We start from the raw sequence: 1,813 nt of genomic DNA on the forward strand, positions 1-1,813 counted from the left end.
GGTTCGGCCGCAAGCGCCGCCGCAAGCCCGGCCGCGAGCCGCGAACCGAAGCGCGCGGCCGACAGCGGCGCGCGCACGCAGAAGGACGCGCCGGCCGCGAGCGGCTACGGCCCGCGTCTGTCGAAGACGGCCGCCGCGGCGGCGCCCAACGCGGCCGACAAGCCCGCGCTGCTGCGTCCGGCGCTGAATGGCGAGAAGCCGGCGCTGGCTGCCGCCGGCACGTCCGACGACGACTGGGAGACCTTCTAAGCCATGTCGGCCGCGCGCGCACCGTATCGATCCGATGCACCGGACGCCTCGCCTCGCGCGGGCGAGCCGGGGCGCGACTTCGCGTTCACCGGCGCGGACTTCGCACGCATCCGCGCGCTGATTCATCAACGCGCGGGGATCTCGCTGTCCGAGCACAAGCGCGACATGGCGTACAGCCGCCTCGCGCGCCGGCTGCGCGCGCGCGGGCTCGACACGTTTCGCGACTACCTCGACCTGCTCGAGCACGAGAACGATCCGCTCGAGTGGGAAGCGTTCACCAATGCGCTGACGACGAACCTGACCGCGTTCTTCCGCGAGTCGCACCACTTTCCGATCCTCGCGGACTTCGTGAAGGGCCGCGCGGCGCCGATCTCGGTGTGGTGCTCGGCGGCGTCGACCGGCGAGGAGCCGTATTCGATCGCGATCACGCTGATCGAGGCGCTGGGCGAATCGGCCGCGCGCGGCGCATCGATCCTCGCGACCGACCTCGACACGCAGGTGCTCGCGAAGGCCGAGGCCGGCATCTACACGTTCGACCAGGTCAAGCATCTGGCGCCGGAGCGGCTCAAGCGCTTCTTCCTGAAAGGCACCGGCGCGCAGGCTGGTCGCGTGAAGGTGCGCCCGGAGCTGCGCGCGATGATCCGCTTCGAGCAACTGAACCTGACCGATGCGGACTACGGGATCGCGAAGCCGTTCGACGCGATCTTCTGCCGCAACGTGATGATCTATTTCGACAAGCCGACGCAAGGGCAGGTGCTGTCGCGCTTCGAGCCGCTCGTGAAGCCGGGCGGGCTGCTGTTCGCCGGTCATTCGGAGAACTTCACATACGTCACGCAGGCGTTCCGGCTGCGCGGGCAGACGGTGTACGAACTGACGCGCGATGCCGTGCCGGGCACGCGTGCGCGCGCGCATGCCCGCGCCGCGGGGGCCGCGCCTGGATACGGAGACCGCGGATGAGCGCCTTGCCGATCGCGACCAATCGCTACTTCGACAACCACTTCGAACGCCCCGGCGTGAAGCTGCTGCCGAACGAGTTCTACACGACGTCCGACGACATGGTGCTGATGACCGTGCTCGGCTCGTGCGTCGCCGCGTGCCTGCACGATCCGTTCGCGGGCATCGGCGGGATGAATCACTTCATGTTGCCCGACGACGGCGCCGAGGCGGGCGCGGCGGCGTCGGAATCGATGCGCTACGGCGCGTACGCGATGGAAGTGCTGATCAACGAACTGATCAAGGCGGGCGGGCGGCGCGAACGCCTCGAGGCGAAAGTGTTCGGCGGCGCGGCCGTGCTGGCCGGGATGACGACCATCAACATCGGCGATCGCAACGCCGATTTCGTGCGCCGCTATCTCGCGCTCGAGCGCATCCGGATCACCGCGGAGGACCTGCAGGGCGTGCATCCGCGCAAGGTCGCGTTCATGCCGCACACGGGGCGCGCGATGGTGAAGAAGCTGCGGCTGCAGGTGCCGGGCGTGGCCGAGCGCGAAGCCGCGCTCGCGCGCGAGGCCGACCGCGTGCGCGCCGCGCGGACGCGCGCGCACGTCGAGCTGTTCGCGGCGAA

The 1,813-nt window shown here is 70.0% G+C and carries 2 protein-coding genes and 1 pseudogene; all 3 read left to right on the forward strand.

Annotated elements, in window-relative coordinates:
* Positions 1-249 (forward strand): annotated as a pseudogene (locus tag O1Q03_RS39900) (methyl-accepting chemotaxis protein); the annotation flags it as partial.
* A gap of 3 nt (positions 250-252) precedes the next feature.
* Complete coding sequence (locus O1Q03_RS39905) at positions 253-1,206, forward strand: CheR family methyltransferase (RefSeq protein ID WP_269511636.1); 954 nt, start codon at positions 253-255, stop codon at positions 1,204-1,206.
* The coding region (gene cheD, locus O1Q03_RS39910) for a chemoreceptor glutamine deamidase CheD (protein ID WP_269511639.1) at positions 1,203-1,813 on the forward strand (611 nt) is incomplete at its 3' end. The genes O1Q03_RS39905 and cheD, both read left to right, overlap by 4 nt.

It is taken from the genome of Burkholderia sp. IMCC1007, from assembly GCF_027257875.1.
Lineage (GTDB): Bacteria > Pseudomonadota > Gammaproteobacteria > Burkholderiales > Burkholderiaceae > Burkholderia.

Bases quoted from the DNA above. Each gene is read 5' to 3' on its own strand.
- O1Q03_RS39905 (WP_269511636.1), top strand. From the start codon at position 253: ATGTCGGCCGCGCGCGCACCGTATCGATCCGATGCACCGGACGCCTCG.